The organism is Rhodococcus sp. KBW08, from assembly GCF_003852455.1.
In the GTDB taxonomy this organism is placed as follows: Bacteria; Actinomycetota; Actinomycetes; order Mycobacteriales; family Mycobacteriaceae; genus Rhodococcus_F; species Rhodococcus_F baikonurensis.
The window spans coordinates 204185-220814 of record NZ_QAJJ01000004.1; the positions used below are offsets into that span (position 1 = coordinate 204185).

General features: G+C 62.3%; 15 protein-coding genes. 11 read left to right on the forward strand and 4 right to left on the reverse strand.

The features are described 5' to 3' along the window. Window positions 1–51 precede the first annotated feature (51 nt). The 8 genes from DBV08_RS05155 to DBV08_RS05190 all read left to right on the forward strand — a co-directional run bounded on the left by DBV08_RS05155 (window position 52) and on the right by DBV08_RS05190 (window position 8696). The gene (locus DBV08_RS05155) at window positions 52–576 is read left to right on the forward strand and encodes a TetR/AcrR family transcriptional regulator (protein ID WP_253252819.1); all 525 of its coding nucleotides are present in this window, start codon (window positions 52–54) and stop codon (window positions 574–576) included. Beyond that, entirely contained in the window at window positions 573–2057 is a 1485-nt protein-coding gene (locus DBV08_RS05160) for an NAD(P)/FAD-dependent oxidoreductase (protein WP_095969643.1), read from the forward strand. Before DBV08_RS05155 ends, DBV08_RS05160 begins: the two co-directional genes overlap by 4 nt. Further along, a complete protein-coding gene (locus DBV08_RS05165; RefSeq protein WP_095969644.1) occupies window positions 2054–3769 on the forward strand; it encodes a GMC oxidoreductase in 1716 nt (571 codons plus the stop codon). The genes DBV08_RS05160 and DBV08_RS05165 overlap by 4 nt, the downstream gene beginning before the upstream one ends. Then, window positions 3753–4400 (forward strand): hypothetical protein, encoded by a 648-nt coding sequence (locus DBV08_RS05170; RefSeq protein WP_095969645.1) that lies wholly within the window; start codon window positions 3753–3755, stop codon window positions 4398–4400. The genes DBV08_RS05165 and DBV08_RS05170 overlap by 17 nt, the downstream gene beginning before the upstream one ends. Window positions 4401–4706: 306 nt before the next feature. Then, a complete protein-coding gene (locus DBV08_RS05175) occupies window positions 4707–5261 on the forward strand; it encodes a Fur family transcriptional regulator (RefSeq protein WP_095969646.1) in 555 nt (184 codons plus the stop codon). Between the two features lie 31 nt (window positions 5262–5292). Next, window positions 5293–6744, forward strand: a complete 1452-nt coding sequence (locus tag DBV08_RS05180) for a catalase (protein WP_003943483.1) — start codon at window positions 5293–5295, stop codon at window positions 6742–6744. A 269-nt stretch (window positions 6745–7013) separates the two neighbouring features. Next, window positions 7014–7700: an HAD family hydrolase gene (locus DBV08_RS05185; protein WP_124566735.1), complete on the forward strand. Its 687-nt coding sequence runs from the start codon at window positions 7014–7016 to the stop codon at window positions 7698–7700. A gap of 6 nt (window positions 7701–7706) precedes the next feature. Further along, complete coding sequence (locus DBV08_RS05190) at window positions 7707–8696, forward strand: LLM class F420-dependent oxidoreductase (RefSeq protein ID WP_080961128.1); 990 nt, start codon at window positions 7707–7709, stop codon at window positions 8694–8696. On the opposite strand, the gene DBV08_RS05195 is transcribed toward DBV08_RS05190, so the two are convergent. Together DBV08_RS05195 and DBV08_RS05200 are read right to left on the reverse strand one after the other, a co-directional pair. Further along, window positions 8593–9972 carry a sensor histidine kinase KdpD gene (locus tag DBV08_RS05195; protein ID WP_124566736.1) on the reverse strand — a complete coding sequence of 460 codons (1380 nt, stop codon included), beginning with the start codon at window positions 9970–9972 and terminating at the stop codon, window positions 8593–8595. The genes DBV08_RS05190 and DBV08_RS05195 overlap by 104 nt on opposite strands. Then, entirely contained in the window at window positions 9969–10673 is a 705-nt protein-coding gene (locus DBV08_RS05200; protein ID WP_095969650.1) for a response regulator transcription factor, read from the reverse strand. Before DBV08_RS05200 ends, DBV08_RS05195 begins: the two co-directional genes overlap by 4 nt. Window positions 10674–10840: 167 nt before the next feature. Between DBV08_RS05200 and DBV08_RS05205 the strand changes: the two genes are divergently transcribed. The 3 genes from DBV08_RS05205 (at window position 10841) to DBV08_RS05215 (ending at window position 14193) form a co-directional block, all read left to right on the forward strand. Beyond that, window positions 10841–11305: a light harvesting protein subunit alpha gene (locus tag DBV08_RS05205; protein ID WP_124566737.1), complete on the forward strand. Its 465-nt coding sequence runs from the start codon at window positions 10841–10843 to the stop codon at window positions 11303–11305. A gap of 220 nt (window positions 11306–11525) precedes the next feature. Further along, window positions 11526–12329 carry a metal-dependent hydrolase gene (locus DBV08_RS05210; RefSeq protein WP_007732353.1) on the forward strand — a complete coding sequence of 268 codons (804 nt, stop codon included), beginning with the start codon at window positions 11526–11528 and terminating at the stop codon, window positions 12327–12329. Between the two features lie 97 nt (window positions 12330–12426). Next, window positions 12427–14193, forward strand: a complete 1767-nt coding sequence (locus DBV08_RS05215) for a cholesterol oxidase substrate-binding domain-containing protein (protein WP_124566738.1) — start codon at window positions 12427–12429, stop codon at window positions 14191–14193. A gap of 5 nt (window positions 14194–14198) precedes the next feature. Here the strand turns inward: DBV08_RS05215 and DBV08_RS05220 are convergent, their stop codons facing one another. Next, window positions 14199–14867, reverse strand: a complete 669-nt coding sequence (locus DBV08_RS05220; RefSeq protein WP_124566739.1) for a DUF6891 domain-containing protein — start codon at window positions 14865–14867, stop codon at window positions 14199–14201. 119 nt (window positions 14868–14986) lie between these two features. Beyond that, the gene (locus DBV08_RS05225) at window positions 14987–16603 is read right to left on the reverse strand and encodes a DHA2 family efflux MFS transporter permease subunit (protein ID WP_095969654.1); all 1617 of its coding nucleotides are present in this window, start codon (window positions 16601–16603) and stop codon (window positions 14987–14989) included. Between the last annotated feature and the right edge of the window lie 27 nt (window positions 16604–16630).

A 16630-nucleotide genomic window follows, 5' to 3' on the forward strand; every position in this document is an offset into this window, starting at 1 on the left:
ACCACTTCTGATGCGAAAGTGAGCCGTACGCAGGCCGAACGAACTGCCGCGATGCGTGGGCGTCTGCTCGACGCCGCCGTCGAATCGTTGGTCGAGCTTGGCTACGCACGGACCAGTACGCAAGAGATCGCCCGCCGCGCAGGCGTCTCGCGGGGTACGCAACTGCATCATTTTCCGACCAAGGAATCGCTGGTCGTCGCGGCCGTCGAGTATCTGGTCGACAAGCGACTTGAAGAAATCCTCACCGCTGAAGTGGATAGCGGCCGAGGTCTCGAGGTCCTGGCGGACGCGTTCTCCGGGCCGCTGTTCTACGCTGCGCTCGAATTGTGGGTCGCGGCGCGAACCGATCCTGTTCTGCACGCGGCGACGGTGCCCCTCGAACGCAAGGTCAGTGAGGCACTCGAGTTCGGTAGCGCCGAGTTGTTCGGCGATCGATTCGATTCCGAGTCGGTCGAACTCACCATCGAACTCGTCCGCGGTCTTGCAGTCTCAGCCCTTTTCCGTACACCCGAAGCCGACGACGCGCTCAGAGCGCGACTGTTGCCGGCCTGGCAATCCCGAGTGGAGAAGAAGTGAAGCTTCCCGAACATGTCGAAACGCTGATCGTCGGTGCCGGATTCGCTGGTATGGGCTTGGCAGCCAGAATGCTTCGCGACAATCGCGCGGCGGACGTCGTGTTGATCGAGCGCGGAGCTGACATCGGCGGCACTTGGCGCGACAACACCTACCCAGGGTGCGCCTGTGACGTGCCGACGGCGCTGTACTCGTATTCTTTTGCGCCGAGCGCCGATTGGAGTCACACCTTTGCTCGTCAACCCGAGATCTACGACTATCTGAAGAAGGTGGCGGCAGACACCGGCATCGTGGATCGCGTAGTCCTGAACTGCGAACTCGAAGCTGCTGTGTGGGACGAGGATGCGGCGCTGTGGCGTGTTCGGACATCCCGAGGGGCATTGACAGCCAAGACGCTGGTCGCTGCGACCGGGGCGTTGTCGACTCCAAAGATTCCCGACTTTCCCGGTCTCGACCAGTTCTCCGGTACCACTTTCCATTCGGCGACGTGGAATCACGAACACGACCTGCGCGGTGAGCGCGTAGCAGTGATCGGAACGGGAGCGTCGGCGGTTCAGTTCGTTCCCGAAATTGCCGACCCTGCGGACCATGTCACCGTGTTCCAGAGAACTCCGGCCTGGGTGATTCCGCGAATGGATCGCACCCTGCCTGCTGCGCAGAAAGCCGTGTACTCGCGGATTCCCTTTACTCAGAAGGTTGTTCGCGGAGCGGTTTACGGCTTCCGTGAGCTACTCGGTGCCGCGATGTCGCATGCGACGTGGGTGCTGCCTGCCTTCGAGGCGGCCGCGCGCCTCCATCTGCGAAGGCAGGTGAAAGATCCGGAACTGCGCCGGAAACTGACCCCCGATTTCACGATCGGTTGCAAGCGCATGCTTCTGTCCAACGACTGGTTGCGCACCATTGACCGCACGGACGTGAGTCTGGAAGACAGCGGGCTCGTCTCGGTCACAGAAAACGGAGTGGTCGACGGTCGCGGAGTCGAGCACAAGGTCGACACCATCATCTTCGCCACGGGATTCACTCCCACGGAACCGCCTGTCGCGCATCTGATCACCGGAAAACATGGCGAGACGCTGGCTGCGCATTGGAACGGGAGTCCCAATGCGTACAAGGGCACCGCGGTCAGCGGGTTTCCGAATCTGTTCCTCATGTACGGTCCGAACACCAACCTCGGACACAGTTCGATCGTGTACATGCTCGAGTCCCAGGCCGAGTACGTCAACGACGCCTTGAACACCATGAAGCGAGAGCGGATCGATGCACTCGACGTGAACGAGACGGTACAGGTGCACTACAACAAGGGAATTCAGCACGAGTTGCAGCACACGGTGTGGAACAAGGGCGGATGCTCGAGTTGGTACATCGATCCGGAGGGGCGCAACTCGGTGCAGTGGCCGACGTTCACGTTCAAATTCCGTTCGCTGCTGGAGCATTTCGATCGCGAGAACTACTCCGCTCGCAAGATCGAAAGCGTCGAGGCATGACCACGACGCACTACGACGTGGTGGTGATCGGATCGGGATTCGGTGGCAGTGTCGCAGCTCTTCGCCTGACGGAGAAGGGTTACCGTGTCGGGGTGCTCGAAGCCGGCCGCCGGTTTGCCGACGACGAGTTGCCTGAAACCAGTTGGCGACTGCGAAAGTACCTGTGGGCGCCGTGGATTGGGTGCTACGGCGTGCAGCGCATCCATCTGCTTCCGGATGTACTGGTGATGGCGGGATCCGGAGTTGGCGGAGGATCGTTGAACTACGCCAACACGTTGTATCAGCCACCCAAGCGGTTCTTCGAAGACCGTCAATGGGCGCACATCACCGACTGGCACGATGAACTGGCGCCGTACTACGACCAGGCCAAGCGGATGTTGGGTGTTCGTACCAATCCGTCCTTCACTCCCGCCGACGCGGTGATGAAGGACGTCGCCGAAGAGATGGGCGTGGGGGAGACCTTCACGTCTACCCCCGTCGGTGTTTTCTTCGGGGAGGCAGGAGTTTCCGTGCCGGATCCGTTCTTCGGTGGAAAAGGGCCCGAACGCACCGGCTGCACCGAATGTGGGGGATGCATGACCGGGTGCCGAGTCGGGGCGAAGAACACGCTGGTCAAGAACTACCTCCATCTCGCCGAGCAAGCGGGCGCCAGGGTTCATCCGCTCACGACCGTCACCGACCTTCGGCCGAGCGCAGATGGTGGTTACCACCTGCTCGCCCGAAGAACGGACGGCGTCCGCCGGCGAGAAATCAGGTTCACCGCAGATCAGGTGGTGGTTGCCGCCGGAACGTACGGAACGGCGAGACTGCTGCTCGGTATGAAGGAATCCGGCGCCCTGCCGGGCCTGTCGGACACGCTGGGCACCGTCGTACGTACCAATTCCGAAGCCGTGCTGGCCGCAACGTCGAAGTCGCGTGGACGGGATTTCACGCAGGGCGTTGCGATCACCTCCTCCTTTCACCCGGACGATCACACGCATATCGAACCGGTGCGATACGGCAAGGGCAGCAATGCGATAGGTCTTCTGCAGACTGTCCTGAGTGACGGGGGTGGGCGAACTCCCCGGGTGCTGAAGACTCTGGCAGTCGCGGCCCGGCACCCGGGTGCGTTCTTCCGATCCTTGTCGGTGCGGAACTGGTCCGAGCGAACCGTCATCGCGCTGGTGATGCAGACCGACGACAACTCCCTCGAACTTTCCAAGAACACCAAACGATTCGGACGTTCCCTCACCAGTAGGCCGGGGCCGGGTGATCCACCTCCGCCGTGGATTCCGCAGGGGCATACAGCTATTCGCAAGGTCGCCGAGAAGATCGACGGCGATCCGGGTGGTTCCATCGCCGAGATCGTGAACATCCCGATGACGGCGCACTTTCTCGGTGGCTGCGCGATCGGGGACAGTGCGTCGAGTGGTGTCGTCGATCCGTATCTCCGTGCCTACGGACATGCGGGCCTGCACGTCATGGACGGTTCGGTGGTGAGCGCGAACCTCGGAGTGAATCCTTCCCTGACCATCACCGCGCAAGCGGAACGAGCGTGCGCGATGTGGCCGAACAAAGGTGGCGCAGACGCCCGCCCGAGGACTGGCGAGCCATACGTACGTATCGACCCGACGTTGCCGTCCGATCCGGTGGTGCCGACGCATGCACCAGGCGCTTTGCGGCTTCCCCTGACCATTCGAGCTGAGAAGGTGTCCGATGTGGAGCGTGCCTGAATCGACAAGTGACCGCGTCGACTGGCCGGTGAGTGATCCGCCACCGTGGCCTGCTCGCGTTCGCGCGACACTGTGGTGGCACCGCAGTACATCGGCGGCGCGCGAACTCGGCCCGGACGGTCGAACGATTCCGGTGACGGTAGCCATGATGGTGGACTACCTCGATTCTCCGGTCGGCCCGTATCGCGAGATCCTCGCCAGTCCGGTCTTGCATGCGCCAGGGAAACGGATCGGGCTTGTGCCGCGAATGGCGGTCCCTTTCATCGCGGTGGATTCGGAACCTTCGGTGCACGGCGGACGGTTCCACTGGCAACTACCCAAGGTTCTGGCCGAGTTCGACGGAGACGTGCAGCAGAAATTCACGGCAACCGGCGAAGGATGGCGGGTGCGTTCCGACACGCGGATGCTCGGGCCGCGTCTTCCGATTGCCGGGGCGTTGGGATTTGCGCAGCCGGAATCCGGTGGTGGTGTGGCGATCGCGTCGGCCAGGCTGACGGGGTCGTTCCGATACGCGCGCGTGAGCGTCGAGGCAGAGGGACCGACACTGCCGAACTGGTTGGCCGCGGGCACCCATCACGGCGTCGTGATTCTGGGCGGAAAAATGACTACGGGAGCAGCCAAGCACCGATAGCAGGGGGCTGACCTGCGAAAGAACGACCGAGGCCGCCCATCAGTGATTGGGCGGCCTCGGTCGTGTTGTGTTGAAAGTGTCGTGTTGTGTTGAAAGTTAGGTGTCGACGTCCCACAGGCGCCTCTCGGCGGGTGGTCGCTCGCAGCGACAAAAGGGGTGGGGCCCGGGGCTTGTTCGGACGCCGACAGGGTGTTCAACGGTGGTCTTCACGGATTTGTTCCCGCTCCGCCTATGTGACGCCGGTCTCGATTCAACTTAGGCAATCCTTTTCTTGACTAATTCCAGAAAAGCGGCATACTGGGAAACATGCGAGACGGAGAGCATGACTTCGACCCCCGAGCGCAACTGCGCGCCGTCGGGTTGAGGGTCACTGCTCCGCGCCTCGCCGTGCTGGATGCGGTTACAGCCCAACCGCATTCAGACGCCGATTCTGTTGCAGCACTCGTGCGGCAGCAGCTCGGATCGGTATCCACACAGGCCGTTTACGACGTGCTGAAGGCATGCGTGAACGCAGGATTGCTGCGACGCATCGAGCCGGCGGGTTCACCCGCCCGGTTCGAGACGAGAACTGGTGACAACCACCATCACCTCGTCTGTCGCGGCTGCGGCAAGGTCGTCGACGTCGATTGTGTTGTCGGCCAAGCTCCCTGCCTCGAACCTTCCGATAATCACGGCTTCGAAATCGACGAAGCCGAGGTCGTGTTCTGGGGCCGTTGCGAAGATTGCCTGAAGAAGTCTGCCGAATCCGACACCGCGTCGGACACGGTCTCGCAGAATCGAATTGATGCGTCCAGAACCTCCGAGCCAGCCCCTTCGCATGCAGCCCATGCGTTCGGCTCGGATGCAGCCCCGCTCCTCTGACGCCCAGCCCACAACGCTAGGAGGCTTCGCCATGACCAAGCCCACCACCAACAATTTCGGTATCGCGGTCGCAAGTGATGACGAATCGCTGACCGCGGGTATTCAGGGGCCGGTGCTCCTTCATGACCACTACCTGATCGAGAAGCTCGCGCAGTTCAACCGCGAGCGTGTCCCGGAGCGCATCGTCCACGCCAAGGGCGGCGGTGCTTTCGGTGAACTCGTCATCACACACGACGTCAGCAAGTACACGAAGGCCGCGTTCCTGCAGCCGGGTAAGAAGACCGAGTCGCTCGTCCGCTTCTCGACCGTCGCCGGTGAGCAGGGCAGCCCGGACACCTGGCGCGATCCGCGCGGTTTTGCGATGAAGTTCTACACCGAAGAGGGAAACTACGACCTCGTCGGCAACAACACCCCGGTGTTCTTCATCAAGGACGCGATCAAGTTCCCCGACTTCATTCGTTCCCAGAAGCGACTGCCGGGTTCCGGCCTTCGTGACCACGACATGCAGTGGGACTTCTGGACGCTGCGTCCCGAGACTGCTCACCAGGTGACCTGGCTGATGGGTGACCGCGGTATCCCGAAGACCTGGCGCAACATGGACGGTTTCGGATCGCACACCTACCAGTGGGTCAACGCTGCGGGTGAACGCTTCTGGGTGAAGTACCACTTCAAGACCGATCAGGGCATCGAATTCCTGACGCAGGCCGAGGCAGACAGCCTCGCCGGTAGCGATCCCGACTACCACCGTGCGGATCTGTACAACGCCATCGAGGCCGGCAATTTCCCGAGTTGGACCCTCAAGGTCCAGATCATGCCCGTCGACGAAGCCGAAGGCTACCGCTTCAACCCGTTCGACCTCACCAAGGTTTGGTCTCAGAAGGACTACCCACTGATCGAGGTCGGCAAGTGGACGCTCAACCGCAACCCGGAGAACTTCTTCGCGCAGATCGAGCAGGCGTCGTTCGAGCCGTCGAACGTGGTGCCCGGCATCGGATTCAGCCCGGACAAGATGCTTCTCGGCCGCGTCTTCTCCTACGCCGACGCACATCGTTACCGTATCGGCACCAACTACGCCGACCTGCCGGTCAACGCCCCGAAGAACGAGGTGAACTCCTACTCAAAGGAGGGCGCCATGCGGTACAGCTTCAATTCCCCGTCGACGCCGGTGTACGCACCGAACTCGTACGGCGGACCGCATGCCGATCCGTCGGTTGCCGGTGACGAAGGACTGTGGGCGTTCGACGGCAAGGCAGTGCGCGCCGGATACATCGAGCACGCCGAAGACGGCGACTTCACGCAAGCCGGAACGCTGGTTCGTGAGGTTCTCGACGACGCTGCTCGTGAGCGCCTGGTGAGCAACATCGTCGGCCACGCTCTTGCGGGCGTCAGTGAAGAAGTTCTGCTGCGTGTCTTCGAATACTGGAAGAACGTCGACGCTGATTTGGGTAAACGCGTCGAAGAGGGTGTACGCGCAGGTCAGTGACCCGCTGACATGAGCATCGCCTAGGTGTACCGAATGCGGACCGCTGCAAGGGAAATCACTTCCCCGCGGCGGTCCGTTTTCGTCTGCCCGACTACAGCAGTGCGAACCAGTAGACGAAGCATGCGAGAAGAAACACAACTACTGACTCCATGACGACACCCCTGTTCGACGTGCACTTCTGCTGTTCGCACTCTCCATGATCCGCTTCTCGAGCGGAGAATGCTCGGGGCACAAGTTTCGCGAACGGAAGTGTTGGGCAGTCAATTCCCATGGCAATAGGTGCAGTTCTCTTCGACATCGACGGAACGCTCGTCGATTCCAACTATCTGCATGTAGAAGCGTGGTCACGAGCCTTCTTCGAGGTAGGTCGCCCGGTTGACGCGTGGCGGGTGCACCGCAGCATCGGGATGGACGGCGACCAACTGTTGGAGACGCTGCTCGGGGAAGACATCGACGGGTGCGGGCCGCGGGCCAAAGAACTTCACACCACGTACTACCGGCAGTCGGCCGACCGTCTCCGAGTGCTGCCGGGAGCGCGCGAGTTGATCCGCCGAGTTCACTCGCTCGGACTGCACGTGGTGCTCGCTACCTCGGCGCCTGACGACGAACTGAAGTTGCTGCGCCAGACGCTCGACATCGACGAAATGATCTACGCCGCCACCTCTTCGGAATCCGTCGAGGAGGCCAAACCTGATCCGGACCTGATCGAGGTCGCGCTCGCGAAGGCAGGTGTCGACGCGGGCGAGGCAGTCATGGTCGGGGATGCCGTCTGGGACATGAAGGCGGCGACATGGGCGGGCGTTGTGGCTGTGGGAGTGCGCAGCGGCGGCATGTCGACCGACGAACTCGAAGGCGCGGGTGCGGCGGCCGTGTACGACGACGCCCGCGACCTTCTCGACCACCTCGACGGCAGTGTGATCTCCGAACTCGTTTCAGGCCAAGATACCGGGAGTTGATCAATGATGGCACGATTCGGCTACACCTTGATGACGGAACAGGCAGGCCCGAAAGAACTGGTTCGCCATGCAGTTCGGGCCGAGGAAGTCGGCTTCGACTTCGAAGTGATGAGTGATCACTACTCGCCGTGGCTGACCGAGCAGGGGCATGCGCCCTATGCCTGGTCGGTGCTGGGGGCAGTCGCCCACGCCACCGAGCGAGTCGGATTGATGACGTATGTGACGTGTCCGACCGTGAGGTACCACCCCGCCGTCGTCGCTCAGAAAGCTGCGACGATCCAGATCCTCGCGGACGGTCGCTTCACCCTGGGGTTGGGAAGTGGCGAGAGCCTGAACGAGCATGTGGTTGGCGAGGGTTGGCCGTCCATCGACACCCGCCAGGACATGCTGCAAGAGGCGGTGAGCATCATTCGCGCACTGCTCGCCGGAGATCTGGTGAGCTGGAAGGGGGAGTACTTCGACGTCCAGTCCGCCAGGATCTGGGATCTCCCGGAGAACCCGGTTCCTCTGGCGCTGGCGATGTCCGGAGACAAGTCCGTCGAGCGTTTCGGTCCGATGGCTGACGATCTGATTGCCGTGCAACCTGATTCGGATCTGGTGCACCAGTGGAAGCACGTGCACGGCCGGGCATACGGATTGGCTCCCGCAGGACGGACCATCGGTCAGATTCCGATCTCGTGGGACCCTGATCGCGACACGGCAATTGCCCGAGCTCATCAGCAGTTCCGCTGGTTCGGCGGCGGGTGGTCCGTGAACTCCGAACTACCGACGCCGGCGAGCTTCTCGGGCGCGACTCAGTTCGTGCGCAAAGAGGATGTAGCTGAAAGCATTCCGTGTGGTCCCGATCTGGATGTGATCGTCGAGGCGGTCAAGGCATACACGGACGCCGGATTCACCGATGTGGCACTGGTACAGATCGGTGGAGATACCCAAGACCGATTCTTCGACGAGGCGGCCAAGCCGCTGCTCGAGGCTCTGCACGTCGAATTGGGTTGATCGAAAAGATCAATCGAGTTCCGCCTAGTGGGCTCTTGTCGAGTCGCGCGCTACCGCCGTGCAGTCGCGCCTGCTGCGCCACGAGGGCCAACCCCAAACCGCTTCCGGCGTCGCCCGCACCGGTACCACGAACAAATCGTTCGAACATCGCTTCGCGTTCCGAAGGCGCGATCACGGTGCCGTTGTCGTCGACGAATACCGTCGCCGAACCGGTGGCAGCACCTGATCGGACGGTGATCTCGACTTCGTCGGCATTGCCGTGCCGAACGGAGTTGGTGACGGCGTTGGTCAACACCAGACGGATGCCCGCGGGGAAGGCCTGAACCGAAAGTTCTTCCGGTGCTTTCAAGCGAACGTCGACCTTTGGGTGCAGACGGCCGGCATCCGCGACGGCGCGATCGGCAACTTCCACGAGATCGACGTCGGCACAATCCTCGGGATCGGCCACTTCACCCAGGGCGAGTGTCTCCAGATCGGTCAAGGTGCGCTCGATCTGGCGCTGCGCTTCCAATAATTCGCTGGACAGTTCGCGCCGTTGGCTTTCCGTGAGATCCAGCGTCGCGAGAACTTCCAGATCGGTGCGCATCGACGTGAGAGGTGTGCGCAGTTCGTGGGCGGAGACGCGAGCGAAATCGCGTGCCGACTCCAACGCCTCCTCGGTGCGACTTCGATCGCTTTCGATGCGACTGAGCATGCTGTGGATTGCCTCCGACAGTTCTTCGGCTTCGCGCGTTCCACGTACCGACGGTGCCCGGCGCGAGAGTCCTTCGACATCGAGGTTGTTGCCTATGGAACTGGTGGTCTCGGTCAATTGCTGGAGAGGGCGGACGGCACGGCCCGTGAGGAACCAGCCGAGCCCGGCCGCGGCAAGGATGGCGACCACTGCCGCAGCGGCCACTTGGAACTGCTGCTCACGGATTGCCTGGGTCAGTGGGTCTTCGGGGATACTGACAGCCAGTGCGGCGCCGCTGTCGCCGGGTACGAGAACATCACGACTGCGAACATCGGTGGTAGCCAAGGCGCTGACGGTCGTGGCATTGAACCCAGGGCTGACGACCAATGGTTCTGTTGTTGCAGTTGGTGTTTCGATGAACAGCGGGCTCGGCGCACTCGCTGCGACACCCAGGGTGACGGAATCGAGAGTGCGTTCCAGTTGTTCGGATCCGTTGACGCGCAGGAAGACCGCGAATGCAATTCCGATCGCGGCAATCACGATTCCGGCGGCCAGGCCCGAGGCGATGGCTACCCGGGTCTGAAGTGACAGCGGCCGCTTCATCGTTCGGCCCTCAGGACGAAGCCCACTCCGCGCACCGTGTGGATCACGCGGGGCGCCCCGTCGACTTCGAGTTTCTTGCGTAGATAGGTGACGAAGACGTCGACGACATTGGTGTCGGCCGCGAAGTCGTAACCCCAGACGAGTCGCAGGAGTTGTGCGCGACTGAGTACGACACCGGCATGCTCGGCGAGTACCGACAGCAGGTCGAACTCTCTTTTGGTGAGTTCGATTCGCCTACCGTCGATGTGCGCTCGATGGCCACGGAGATCGACCGTCAGCGGCCCCACCGTGATCGGATGGTCGACCGACGGAGTGGCTCGCGTCGTGCGTCGAAGCAAGGCATTGAGTCTGGCGACAAGCTCCGCCAACTCGAAAGGTTTGGTGAGGTAGTCGTCGGCGCCCGCCTCCAGCCCCGCGATGCGGTCACCCACGGAACTTCGGGCACTGAGTACGCAGATCGGAACCTCGTTGCCGATTGCGCGCAGGGCCGTCACGACTCCGACGCCGTCGAGGCCGGGCATGTTGACGTCGAGAACAAGTGCGGCCGGGCATTGCTTGTTCACCGAGGACAAGGCGGATCGTCCGTCGACGGCAGTTGCCGTGTCGAAACCCGACAATCGAAGTCCACGTTCGAGCGAATTCAGAACCTTCGTGTCGTCGTCAACGATCAGGATGCGCTCGCGTGTACTCACCCCAGCCATGGTGCCATCGGATTACGGCCCGGGGCCTCGCTCGGAGCCAGGGCCGCCGCATTCTCATCAACTCCTAAGAAACCGACAACAGATCTGCAGTGTCGGCTTCATAACCTCGGGTTTCTCGGATGCGACCGCGCCGAGAATTCGAGAACGTTCGATCAAGGAGAACAACGATGACGCGATTGACAGTGAACGGCAAGCGGGCCCGCCGCACCGGTGTGGTGGTGGCATCCGTGGCGGTCCTCGGTATGGCCGTGGCACCGGGAATCGCCTGGGCTTCCAATCCGATTTCCGACGGGTCGCCGGTAGCGGTGCGATCGATCGCGACCGCTCCGTCCGATGCTGGTGTGGCACCCGAAGTGGCGTGTGGTGCGACGACGCCGATATCCGACGAGGAGCTGCAGAAGCTCATCGACGAGGGCAAGGTTGTGCGCGCGGAGGAGGCCGGTACAGCCGCAATCACGATTGAAGTGCCGAGCGACGCCGCGACATTCATTGCGCGTGAAGGGGTGCCGGCGTTGCCGACCGTCGAGTGGGCTCCGACCACCGAGGGGGTTCCGGCAGAGGTGCTCGACTTGGCAGGCGTCGCTCCGCTGGAGGAAGGCGTTGCCCTGTCATGCACCGTTGCTGCGGGCTGACGAGCGAAAAAAGCTCCGCATGAACCGCTTTGACCTGGAACGGTACGGCCGTACTCAACTGGGGCGAGAGGGCGGTCAACCCTGTCGGTAGCACTTGCTACGTTCGGGGCGGTCTCGGCGAGCATGCCGGGACCGTCGCCGATGGCGTCATGTGTGTGGTGTCTCGCAGAGGGTGCGGTGCGGCCTGATGCGGGGCGCGTTTCGAAAGGTGTTGTGTTTCATGGTCATGGGCCCCACCCACGCGATGTCCGGTGCTGCTGTGGGGTTGGTGGTTGCAGAGTTGTTGCCTCTCGATTGGGGAGGGCCCACATCCACCGCTGAAACCTTGACCTTTGCCGGTGTGTGCGCCGGCGCCGCCTTGCTTCCCGACCTCGATACCGGTCAGTCGACGGTTTCCCGATCATTCGGTCCGCTCAGCAAAGCGTTGGCCAAAGGTATCGACGCAATTTCGGTGACCTTCTATCGCATCACCAAAGGCAAGAAGGACGGCAAGCGTCGTGGTGGGCATCGGACGCTCACGCACACCGCACTGTTTGCCGCCGGTCTGGGGGCCGGGGTCTCTGCGTTGGTTGTTCAATTCGGGAAGCCCGCCATCATCATCACGCTGTTCTTCTGCCTCGGGCTGGCCATCCGAGGGTTGGCGGGTGAATTGGCCAAGGAGAAGGGGTGGCTCGCGGTTTCCGCCGTTGCGTTGGTGCTCTCTGCCCTCACTTGGCAGTGGTATCCGAGTGAGGCCGGATCCACCGGGCTAGGTGTTGCGGTGGCACTGGGCTGCGCCACGCACTGTCTCGGCGATGCGATCACCAAGGAAGGGGTGCCGTTTCTCGCGCCCCTGATTCCGCTCGGCGGCAAGCGATGGTGGGAACAACGGCTGCCGTCATTCCTGTCCATCCGTGCAGGTGGGAACCTCGAGAAGATCCTGATCGGGCCGGCGCTGACTGTTCTGACTGCCTGGTTGATCATCAGTGCGTTCGACGGCGCCCCGGAAGCGATCTATGCCGTTTTCGCTCCGATGGTGCAGTGAGCTTCGGAAAACTTTTATTACGGAACCACTGGCATCGTAATCATATTTGTTCTACGTTCGTCCCTGACATGAACCGAGTCGGCTGATGGAGTGAGCAGTGGTGCATCGAGCAGAACCCAAGGCAGAGCACAGCTCAGGAGTAGACGGTGTGAGCCGGCGCGGATTTCTCGCAGCGAGTGCCGGTGCTGCCGCGCTCGCGGGCATTTCCTGGGCACCGGCGGGAGCAGTGCCCTGGGGTTCGGCATCGACCATCGCGCCACCGCCCGGATTTCCGTCGGACATTCCGCTGTCACAGCAGGCATACGCCAACTGGTCGCGAGAAATCATGCTCGACAGCGTGTGGACTGCAACGGCGCGTCACAGCGGCGACGTCGTCACCCTCGCCAACTGGGCGTTCGACAACGGGTACACAGTGCGTGCGAAGGGAACGATGCACGGGTGGAGTCCGTTGACCGTGGTGCCCGGCGCGCCTTCGGATCGAGTTCTGCTGGTCGATACGATGGCGAACTTGAATTCGGTTGTGGTGCAGCACGGCACGCCCGCAACAGTCACGGCGGGCGCCGGTGCCAGTATCGAAGCCATTCTGACAGCGCTCGAGCGAGAAGGGCTCGGCTGGGCGAACTCTCCGGCGATCGGTGAGCTGTCCATCGCCGGGGCACTGGCGATCGGCGCTCACGGGGCAACGTATCCGGCGGTAGGGGAGACGATCACCCCTGGTCAATCGTATGGTTCGCTGAGCAATCTGATCACCGAGATCACGGTGGTGGCGTGGGACGAAGGCAGCAATCGATACGGGCTGAAGACTTTTCGCCGATCAGATGACGAGATCACGGCTTTCCTGACTCACCTGGGCCGAACCTTCGTCACCTCCGTGACGCTGCAAGCCGGGGAGAATTACCGGCTGCGGTGCCAGAGTTTCACCGACATTCCGTGGCAAGAACTCTTTGCTGCTCCCGGTTCGCCAGGGCGTACCTACGAGAGTTTTGTCGAGAAATCCGGACGGGTAGAAGCCATCTGGTTCCCGTTCACGCAAACACCGTGGCTCAAGGTCTGGACGCCGACCCCGGTCAAACCAACGGAGTCCCGAGAGGTGAGCGGGCCGTACAACTACTTCTTCTCCGACGCGATTCCCGAAGAAGTCACCACACCGTTGGGGATGGTGGCGCAGGGTCTTCAAGCTGCGACACCACTGTTCGGTGCCTCTCAGTTCGGAGCGGTAGCAGCAGGGTTGGTGCTGACCGACACCGACGATCTGTGGGGCTGGTCGAAAGACGTCTTGTTCTATCTGCGGCACACGACGTTGCGCGTCGTAGCGGGCGGCGGGGCGGTGATCACCAAGCGCTCCAACATCGGCCGCGTCGTCCACGAGATGACGAGTTGGCTGAACGAGCGAATGACGCACTACGCGTCATTGGGGCAGTATCCCGTCAACATGCCGTTCGAAGTACGTCTCTGCGGTGTCGACGATAACGGCGAGGTGTTGGTCGACAGCGCCGGTGTGCCGGATCTGTCAGCGGTGCGGCCCCGCGCGGATCGTCAGGACTGGGACACGGCGATCTGGATGAACGTGGTCTCGATTCCCGGCACCGCGGGATTGCCCGTGTTCCTTCGTGAGATGGAACGGTGGATGGTCGCGAACTACTCCGGCGACTACGCGACTTTCCGTCCGGAGTGGTCGAAGGGATGGGCATTCACCGATCAGGCGGCGTATCAGGACGACGAATTCCTCATCAGCACAGTGCCTGCCACCTTCCGGGCCGGTGGAGACGGGAACTGGGACTTCGCTATCGCCACGCTCGACGAACACGACCCACACCGCGTATTCAGCAATATGTTCCTCGACCGCGTATTGCCGCCCAGCTGAATCTCCTACTGCGGGAGCGGTTTGCGCCAACGCACGTCGGTGACACGGATACGCTGATTGTTGTCACCGTTCCAGTCGACGCTCAGTCCCTGGGTTCGGAGTGCGTCGGCCACCCGGCGCCCGACGGTCTGATCGGTGTGCGCGATCATGTGTGCCTTGGCGGTTTCGTCGCCGCCGAAAGCAGCGGCGATCAGTGCGGGATCGAGATCGTGGGCAGGGCGAAACGCACTGTAGGACAAGTAGAGATCGGACGGCTCGTCGCCGAGACGCTCCGCATCCTGCATGTGGAAGAACGTGTACGCCCACTGAGCAAAGGGATACCCGTTCTCGTCCGGTTCGGCCGGCGTGCGCTCGTCGTCGATTTCGGTAGTGCCACACTGCATGCAGCAGGTGAAGTTCATTCGGGCCACGATGCCGTTGTGCTCGAGTTCTGCGAAGGCGGCGGATAGGCGCTCGAAGTCGCCAGGAGCCGTCCACTGGGTCTGCTCCTCGAGTCTTCGGTCCCAGACCTCACGCACTACTGCGTCGATCCGTCTGCCGAGTTCATCGTTCTCGAAACCGCCCTCGACGCTGTCTCGGGCGGCTTCGCAGATTTCGTCGAACGTCGCGAAACCACGGACTACCAGCTCGCGCGCTTGCTCACGGACAGCGACGATGTCAGCCCCACTGAGCACCGATGCTGACCGTGACTGTGCTGACCGTGACTGTGTTGACCGTGACTGTGTTGACCGTGACTGTGCGGACCGTGACCAGGGCAATCGCATACCGGCACCGTACTGCACCTATCCGGCCGTCAGGCGACGTCGGCTGGTGCTTTCGTTTCCTCCTCGCTTGACGGGGCAGGCTTGTTCGGGATGAGCGCGGTGGCGATCAGGCCGACCACGACGAATCCGGCCGCAAGGTATCCGCCGAGTGTGATGCCGTGAGTCATTGCAGACTGTGCGGCGTCGGCGACGAAAGCGGTGCTCGGTGACCCGGCCAGCGAGTCTATGGCGGCGCCCGCGCTGTCGGTGACAGCACGCGTCAACTGATCAGCCTGAGCTTGGTCGACACCGGATTCGGTGAGGTCGTTGTTCAGCGTGGAGTTGAGAGTGCTGAAGAAGACCGTGGTCAGGACAGCGATGCCCAGTGCGGATCCGAGTTGGCGGAACGCACTCTGAATTCCGGAGCCTTGACCGGCGCTCTGCTCGGGAATCTCCTCGAGCACGACGTTGGTCACCTGCGCAGTCGCAAAACCGACGCCGATTCCGTAGAAGAACAGCACTGCGGCGATAGTCCACCAGGGGCTGTCTGTCGCAGCGATGAATCCGAGACCGGCGAGACCGAGCGCCTCGAGGGCCAAACCGATACGGACCAAACCCAACGGCGAGACCTTCGATGCCATTCCGAAGCTCGCACCACTGGCGACGAAGCTGCCGATGGCGATGGGAACCAGTGCAAGTCCGGCCTGGAGTGCGCTGTATCCGAGCGTGAACTGAAGCCAGAGAGGAAGCACCGCAACGATTCCGAACTCGCCGAGCCCGATGATCAGCGTCGCGATGTTGCCGTTGCGGAACGACGAGATGGAGAAGAGTCGCACGTCCATCAGCGCCCGCGACGGATCGTCGCTGCGGGTGAGCATGGTTTGACGGTAGGCGAACGCACCGAGCGACAGAACGGCGAGTACGAGTGCGACCAGAACCGGTGACGGTCCGCTGGACCATGACAGACCGAACAGATCGAAGGGTTCCTTCGTGGTCAGCCACCCGTACGTACGTCCCTCGACGAGGCCGAAGGCGAGCAAGCCAAGGCCGGCGATGGACAGTGCCGCTCCCGTGGCGTCGATGCGCCCAGCGGTGCGGGGTGAGGGCGCGATGAACAGCACTGCGCCGATGAGAATGAGCGCAGCCAGCGGAATGTTGATCCCGAATGCCCAACGCCATGAGGCATGTTCGGCAAGCCAGCCGCCGAGTAATGGGCCGAGGGCGGAGGCTGCACCGATGGTGGAGCCCCAGACTGCGAAGGCCTGGCCGCGGGCTTTGCCGGTGAACATCGCGTTCAGCAGCGACAGTGAGGTCGGCAGGATCATGGCCGCGCCGGCGCCCTGCAGGAATCGCGCCAGGATCAATAGACCGCCGTTCGGTGCCAGTCCGGCCAGCAGGCTCGTCGCGCCGAACACGATGACACCGGCGATGAAGATGCGACGAGCGCCGACCAGATCGGCAACTCTGCCGACCAATAGCAGAAGTGCCGCGAACACGATTGCGTAGGACTCTTGGATCCATTGAGCCTGAACGGAATTGATTCCGAGATCTTCGATGATCGAGGGAACTATGACGTTGACGATGGTGGTGTCGACGACGATCAGCGCCACGCCGAGTGCAATGGCGATCAGGCCCAACCACTTGCGGGTGGTGGGTGAGATGTTCACGAATAAACCTCCATGGTGAAGTAACTT